Source organism: uncultured Limnohabitans sp. (assembly GCF_937889215.1).
GTDB lineage: Bacteria > Pseudomonadota > Gammaproteobacteria > Burkholderiales > Burkholderiaceae_C > Limnohabitans_A.
This window is the reverse complement of sequence record NZ_CALBEX010000151.1, coordinates 1-6,341: the sequence shown is the minus strand read 5'-3', so window position 1 is coordinate 6,341 and position 6,341 is coordinate 1. Positions and strand designations below refer to the sequence as shown.

The window sequence follows — 6,341 nt, the reverse complement described above, 5'->3', positions numbered from 1 at the left end:
CACAATCTAAACGCAGCCAATGCATCACTGGCCAATGGTGATTTCATCACCCAAGACAGAACACACGAGTACGCCGGAAAAGTGTCCTCGTTTACAGGCAACGGGGCATCGGTTGAGTTGACCTTGACTCAAGGAAACACTGTCATTGAAAAAACCTACGTCACGCCCGATGACAATGGGAATTGGACCTGGGATCGGACAAGTCAAGCTGAACTGGCAGATGGCCTGTACAGTTTGCAAGCCAAATTGCTCGACAAAGCAGGCAACCTGATTTCCTCCATTCATCACCCGAACAGGAACTTGGCTATGAAAAACGAAATTTTAGCTTTGAACGGTGGATATTTTGATTCTGATAATACTTAAGTAGGAATTAATTTAAATTTTGACTCCAGCGTGAATGTCATTTTTTGATTTTTTGGTAAATATGGCTTCTTGATTCGTTGGGTTCGCGCGGTTGCAGCAAGCGGGTGAACAAGGTGTGTTCGCATTCGGGGTCGCTGCAGTCGTTGCATTGCCAAGCATTGCGCCCTTGGTTGATGGCAAATTGGGCCTTGTCGCGGGTGGTTTGCGCGGCCAAGTCGGTGCCGGGCAGGCCTAAGGCCAGCAAGGCATTGTTCAGACGTTGAGGCCCCTGGCCGTAAACGACCCGGTAGGGCAGACCTGCACCGTCGAGCGCTTGGCGCAGCAAGGTGTCGACCGGGCCACGCACCTGCGGGCCATCGCGCTGTAGGCCATCGGCGACCCAGGGCAGGTCGAGTCCGGTGACCAGGGTGTGTGCATACAGGGCGTGGTGTGCCAGCGCCATGGGATAAAGGCGGGTGTCGTCAAACAGCAGGTGGCTGTAGACGGCGGTCATGAGCGGGGTGGTGTCGGCAATGACCCAGTCGCCTTGCGCGTGGGCGACGGCGTCGGCTTGTTGCTGGGCAATGTGGGCTTGCTCGTGGGCTTGGGGCGTTCGGCCTTCGCGTTCACACCAGCTGCGCAGCACTTCGCCGACGGTGTGCACGGTCGGGTGCTGTGCGTGGGCATCGGGCTTGGCGGCGCCAATGGCTTCGGCCAAGGCCTGGGCCAGCCAAGATTTGCCGGTGCTTTCGGCACCCAAGATGGCGATGCGGCGTGTCGGCAAGGCCAAGCCGCGCTCACCAGTGGCGCGGCTCATTTGGCGATCTGAACAAAAATTTCGTTGGCTTTGACCATGCCCAATTCGCCTCGGGCTTGCTCTTCCGCCACGCTCAGGCCTTCTTTCAGGTCGTTGACCTCGGCGCTCAGTTGTTCTACCTGACGCCGTGAGGCTTCGTTGAGCTGTTTTTGCTGTTCCAGCTCTTGCTGCAGTTCCCGCACATGGGACAAGCTGCCTTGCCCAAACCACAATTGGGCTTGCACGATCGCCAGCAAGGCGAACAGCACGATTGGGACCAGGCGGTTGCCCATGGCCGTGTTGCTTTAGCGCAGGTTGTAAAACGCGGAGCGGCCGGGGTACACGGCAATTTCGCCCAGGTCTTCTTCGATGCGCAGCAGCTGGTTGTACTTGGCCATGCGGTCTGAACGGCTCATGGAGCCGGTCTTGATTTGGCCAGCGTTCAGGCCCACGGCGATGTCGGCGATGGTGCTGTCTTCGGTCTCGCCTGAACGGTGTGAGATCACGGCGGTGTATCCGGCGCGCTTGGCCATTTCGATGGCTTCGAAGGTTTCGGTCAGGGTGCCGATCTGGTTGATCTTGATGAGGATCGAGTTGGCGATGCCTTTGGCGATGCCTTCTTTGAAAATCTTGGTGTTGGTCACGAACAGGTCGTCGCCGACGATTTGCACGTTTTTGGCCAAGCGGTCGGTCAGCACTTTCCAGCCGTCCCAGTCGTTTTCGGCCATGCCGTCTTCGATGCTGATGATGGGGTACTTGTCGCACCAGCTGGCCAGCATGTCGGTCCACTGCTCGGCGCTCAGCTCCAGGCCTTCACCCGACAATTTGTATTTGCCGTCTTTGTAAAACTCGCTGGCCGCGCAATCGAGGCCAATGGCGATTTGCTCGCCTGCGGTGTAACCCGCAGCGGCAATCGCGTCGAGCACCATCTGGATGGCCGCTTCGTGGCTGTCTACGTTGGGGGCAAAGCCGCCTTCGTCGCCCACCGCAATGCTCATGCCTTTGTCGTGGATGATTTTCTTGAGCGCGTGGAAGACTTCAGCGCCCCAACGCACGGCTTCGCGAAACGACGGTGCACCCACGGGGATGATCATGAACTCTTGCAAGTCCAGGTTGTTGTTGGCGTGTGCGCCGCCGTTGATGACGTTCATCATGGGCACGGGCAGTTGGTTGCCGTTCATGCCGCCAAAGTAACGGTACAGGGGCAATCCAGACTCTTCGGCCGCAGCGCGGGCCACGGCCATGGACACGGCCAGCATGGCGTTGGCGCCCAGGCGGCTCTTGTTGTCGGTGCCGTCCAGGTCGATCAGGGTGCGGTCCAAAAAGGCTTGCTCGGAAGCGTCCAGGCCCAGCACGGCCTCACTGATTTCGGTGTTGATGTGCTCGACGGCTTTGAGCACGCCTTTGCCCAGGTATCGGCTTTGGTCGCCGTCGCGCAACTCGATGGCTTCGCGGCTGCCGGTGGAAGCGCCGGAAGGCACCGCAGCGCGGCCCATGACGCCGGACTCCAGCAACACGTCGCATTCGACGGTGGGGTTGCCACGGCTGTCCAGAATTTCGCGGCCAACGATATCAACAATTGCACTCATTTTGGAACTCTCTCAATTGGAAAAATAAAACAGGTCTTGACAGTCAGCGGCTCAAACGCCTTCTACGGCCACCATGCGCATGATGGCGGCGCCTTCTCGGGCTTCGCGGGCTTTCAGGTATTCGGGCAGTTCGTAAAAGGCCTTGGCGGCCTCGAACGAGGGGAACTTCAAAATCACGATGCGCTCAGGGGCCCAGTCGCCTTCGAGCACTTGCACTTGGCCGCCGCGCACGCAGACTTCGGCGCCAGCGGTTTTCATGGCCGCGGTGGACCACTTTTTGTACTCTTCGTATTGGGTGGGGTTGCTCACCTGAACGTGGGCAATGATATAGCCGCTCATGAAAAATCATCCTCTAAAAATGGGTTCTTTTTGGTGACGGAATCGAGCTGAACCAGGGTCTCTAGCAAGGCCCGCATTTTGCCTAGCGGCACCGCGTTGGGGCCGTCGGACCAGGCGTCGGCGGGGTTGGGGTGGGTTTCCATGAAGAGACCCGCCACGCCAGCGGCCACGCCCGCACGGGCGAGCACAGGCACCATCTCGCGGGCACCGCCGCTGCTGGTGCCTTGGCCGCCAGGCTTTTGCACCGAGTGGGTCACGTCAAACACCACCGGGGCGCCGGTTTTGCGCATTTCGGCCAGGCTCGTCATGTCGGCCACCAGGTTGTTGTAGCCAAAGCTCACGCCGCGCTCGCAGGCCAAGAAGTTGTCTTCGGGCAGGTCAACTTCTCGCGCAGCGCTGCGGGCTTTGTCGATGACGTTCTTCATGTCCCAAGGGGCCAAGAACTGGCCCTTCTTGATGTTGACCGGTTTGCCCGATTGCGCCACAGCGCGGATGAAATCGGTCTGGCGGCACAAGAAGGCGGGGGTCTGCAGCACGTCGACCACGCTGGCCACGGTTTTGACCTGCGATTCGTCGTGCACATCGGTGAGGATGGGCACGCCGATCTGGCGGCGCACTTCGTCCAGGATTTTCAGGCCCGCATCGATGCCCACACCGCGCTGGGTGCTGCCTGAGGAGCGGTTGGCCTTGTCGAACGAGCCTTTGTAGATCAGGGGAATGCCCAGCGCGGAGCAGGCCTCTTTAAGGCGGCCAGCCACCTCGACGGACATTTCCAGACCTTCGATGGAGCAGGTGCCCGCGATCAAAAAGAAGGGCTGGTTCAGACCAACGTCAAATCCGCAAAGTTTCATGGGGCGCTCCGGGTGGGGGTGTTTCAGGCGGCCGCTTTGTGTGCAACGGCTGCTTTGACGAAGGCGTTGAACAGGGGGTGGCCGTCCCATGGTGTGGACTTGAACTCGGGGTGGAACTGCACGCCCACATACCAAGGGTGCACGGTTTGCGGCAGCTCGACGATTTCGGTCAAGTGCTCACGTTGGGTCAGCGCCGAGATCACCAGACCGGCTTTGCGCAGGTCGTCTAGGTAATTGACGTTGGCTTCATAACGGTGACGGTGGCGTTCGGTGACCACGTCGCCGTAAATTTGGTGCGCCAGCGTGCCTTGGGCCACGTCGGAGCTTTGTGCGCCCAGGCGCATCGTGCCGCCCAAGTCGGAGTTGGCATCGCGTTTCTGGATGGAACCGTCTGCGTCTTTCCACTCGTTGATCAGGGCGATCACGGGGAAGGGGGTGTCGGGCTCGAACTCGGTGCTGTTGGCGTCTTTCATGCCGGCCATGTGGCGCGCATATTCGATGGTCGCGACCTGCATCCCCAAGCAAATGCCCAGGTAAGGGACTTTGTGGGTGCGGGCGTATTGGGCGGTTTCGATCTTGCCTTCGACACCGCGCTTGCCAAAGCCGCCGGGCACCAGTACGCCGTCAAAGTGGGCCAAGCTGGCCACGGTCTCGGGGGTGATGGTTTCGGAGTCGATGTGCTCGATCTTCACGCGCACATGGTTGCGCATGCCGGCATGGCGCAGCGCTTCGTTGACCGATTTGTAGCTGTCCGACAGCTCCACGTATTTGCCGACCATGGCGATGGTCACTTCGCCCTTGGGGTTCTCGGTGTCGTGTACCAGATCGTCCCAGCGCTTGAGGTTGGCCGGTGGGGTGCTCAGGCGCAGCTTGTCGCAGATCAGGCCATCGAGGCCCTGCTCGTGCAGCACGCGGGGCACTTTGTAAATGGTGTCCACGTCGGGCATGGAGATCACGCCCCAGCTTTGCACGTTGGTGAACAACGAGATTTTGTCGCGCTCGTCGTCGGGAATGTAGCGGTCGGCGCGGCACAGCAGCGCATCGGGCTGGATGCCGATTTCGCGCAGTTTTTGCACCGTGTGTTGGGTGGGCTTGGTTTTGAGTTCGCCTGCTGCGGCAATCCAAGGCACGTAGGTCAGGTGCACAAACGCCGCGTTGTTGGGCCCCAAGCGCAGGCTGAGCTGGCGCACGGCTTCCAAAAACGGCAAGGATTCGATGTCGCCCACGGTGCCGCCGATTTCGACGATGGCGACATCGACCGCCTCAGGGGTGCCGTAGCCCGCGCCGCGCTTGACGAAGTCTTGGATTTCGTTGGTGACGTGGGGGATGACTTGCACGGTCTTGCCCAGGTAGTCCCCACGGCGCTCTTTTTCGAGCACGCTTTTGTAAATTTGGCCGGTTGTGAAGTTATTGGCCTTCTTCATCCGGGTGTTGATGAAGCGCTCGTAGTGCCCCAAATCCAGGTCGGTTTCTGCGCCGTCGTCGGTCACGAACACTTCGCCGTGCTGGATGGGCGACATGGTGCCGGGGTCGACGTTGAGGTAGGGATCGAGCTTGATGAGGGTGACGGAGAGGCCGCGAGATTCAAGAATGGCGGCGAGCGATGCGGAGGCGATTCCCTTGCCCAGGGAAGACACCACACCGCCGGTGACGAAGACGAATTTGGTCATGTCCAAGACGGGAGATTGAAGCTCCCGGTAGGTGGAAATCGTGATTATAGACAGTCGGGTTGGGCTTATTTGCTGCGTGGCGCTGTTTTGTGGTGTGTTTCCGCGCTGAGGCGAGCACAGGCCGGTCTGGCGCAGAGCCTCTTTTGTAGGTCGGCGCCTTCAGGTCCGACGTGCAGCCGAAACTGACACCAACATATTCAACATCATGTGCCGCAACAAGAGGTGCAGCGCCAAGTCGGGGCGTGCGTTGCTGACCGGGTGTTGATGGCCTGTCTGCTACATTCCCGGGCATGAGCACATTGGCTGGAAAACACATCGTTCTGGGTTTGTCAGGCGGCATAGCGGCCTTCAAGTCGGCGGAACTCTGCCGCGCCTTGGTCAAGGCCGGATGCACGGTGCAGGTGGTGATGACCGAGGCGGCCGAGCATTTCATGACGGCCGTGACCATGCAGGCTTTGTCGGGCAGGCCGGTTTACACGTCCCAGTGGGATGCGCGTGAGGCCAACAACATGGCGCACATCAACCTCAGCCGCGATGCCGATGCGGTGCTTGTGGCCCCGGCCAGTGCCGATTTTTTGGCCAAATTGCTGCACGGGCGGGCCGATGATTTGCTCAGCTTGTTGTGCTTGGCGCGGCCACTGGACTTGGTGCCTTTGATCGTGGCCCCGGCCATGAACCGCGAGATGTGGGCGAACCCGGCTACGCAGCGCAATGTGGCCCAGCTCAAAGCCGATGGCATCCATGTGCTGGATGT

8 protein-coding genes are annotated in these 6,341 nt (G+C 59.9%); 2 read left to right on the top strand and 6 right to left on the bottom strand.

Features of this window, described 5'->3' with window-relative positions; translation table 11 throughout:
• A partial coding sequence (locus tag Q0341_RS03865) for an Ig-like domain-containing protein (RefSeq protein WP_299510711.1) occupies window positions 1–363 on the top strand: 363 nt, incomplete at its 5' end.
• Window positions 364–400: 37 nt separating this feature from the next.
• Here the strand turns inward: Q0341_RS03865 and Q0341_RS03860 are convergent.
• From Q0341_RS03860 to Q0341_RS03835, 6 genes are read right to left on the bottom strand one after another with little or no spacing between them, the layout of a single operon-like run.
• Window positions 401–1,159, bottom strand: a complete 759-nt coding sequence (locus Q0341_RS03860) for an ATP-binding protein (RefSeq protein ID WP_299510709.1) — start codon at window positions 1,157–1,159, stop codon at window positions 401–403.
• Window positions 1,156–1,431, bottom strand: coding sequence for a septum formation initiator family protein (locus tag Q0341_RS03855; protein ID WP_299510707.1), 276 nt, complete (start codon window positions 1,429–1,431; stop codon window positions 1,156–1,158). The genes Q0341_RS03860 and Q0341_RS03855 overlap by 4 nt, the downstream gene beginning before the upstream one ends.
• 12 nt (window positions 1,432–1,443) lie before the next feature.
• A complete protein-coding gene (gene eno / locus Q0341_RS03850; RefSeq protein ID WP_299510705.1) occupies window positions 1,444–2,727 on the bottom strand; it encodes a phosphopyruvate hydratase in 1,284 nt (427 codons plus the stop codon).
• Window positions 2,728–2,778: 51 nt separating this feature from the next.
• Entirely contained in the window at window positions 2,779–3,066 is a 288-nt protein-coding gene (locus Q0341_RS03845) for a DUF1330 domain-containing protein (RefSeq protein ID WP_299510703.1), read from the bottom strand.
• The gene (kdsA, locus tag Q0341_RS03840; RefSeq protein ID WP_299510701.1) at window positions 3,063–3,917 is read right to left on the bottom strand and encodes a 3-deoxy-8-phosphooctulonate synthase; all 855 of its coding nucleotides are present in this window, start codon (window positions 3,915–3,917) and stop codon (window positions 3,063–3,065) included. Before kdsA ends, Q0341_RS03845 begins: the two co-directional genes overlap by 4 nt.
• Before the next feature lie 23 nt (window positions 3,918–3,940).
• Window positions 3,941–5,587, bottom strand: coding sequence for a CTP synthase (locus tag Q0341_RS03835; RefSeq protein WP_299510699.1), 1,647 nt, complete (start codon window positions 5,585–5,587; stop codon window positions 3,941–3,943).
• A 290-nt stretch (window positions 5,588–5,877) separates the two neighbouring features.
• Here Q0341_RS03835 and Q0341_RS03830 point away from each other — a divergent pair.
• On the top strand, window positions 5,878–6,341 hold a 464-nt coding region (locus Q0341_RS03830; RefSeq protein ID WP_299510697.1), incomplete at its 3' end, for a flavoprotein.

Bases quoted from the DNA above. Each gene is read 5' to 3' on its own strand.
- Q0341_RS03860 (WP_299510709.1), bottom strand. From the start codon at position 1,159: ATGAGCCGCGCCACTGGTGAGCGCGGCTTGGCCTTGCCGACACGCCGC.
- Q0341_RS03855 (WP_299510707.1), bottom strand. From the start codon at position 1,431: ATGGGCAACCGCCTGGTCCCAATCGTGCTGTTCGCCTTGCTGGCGATC.
- eno (WP_299510705.1), bottom strand. From the start codon at position 2,727: ATGAGTGCAATTGTTGATATCGTTGGCCGCGAAATTCTGGACAGCCGT.
- Q0341_RS03845 (WP_299510703.1), bottom strand. From the start codon at position 3,066: ATGAGCGGCTATATCATTGCCCACGTTCAGGTGAGCAACCCCACCCAA.
- kdsA (WP_299510701.1), bottom strand. From the start codon at position 3,917: ATGAAACTTTGCGGATTTGACGTTGGTCTGAACCAGCCCTTCTTTTTG.
- Q0341_RS03835 (WP_299510699.1), bottom strand. From the start codon at position 5,587: ATGACCAAATTCGTCTTCGTCACCGGCGGTGTGGTGTCTTCCCTGGGC.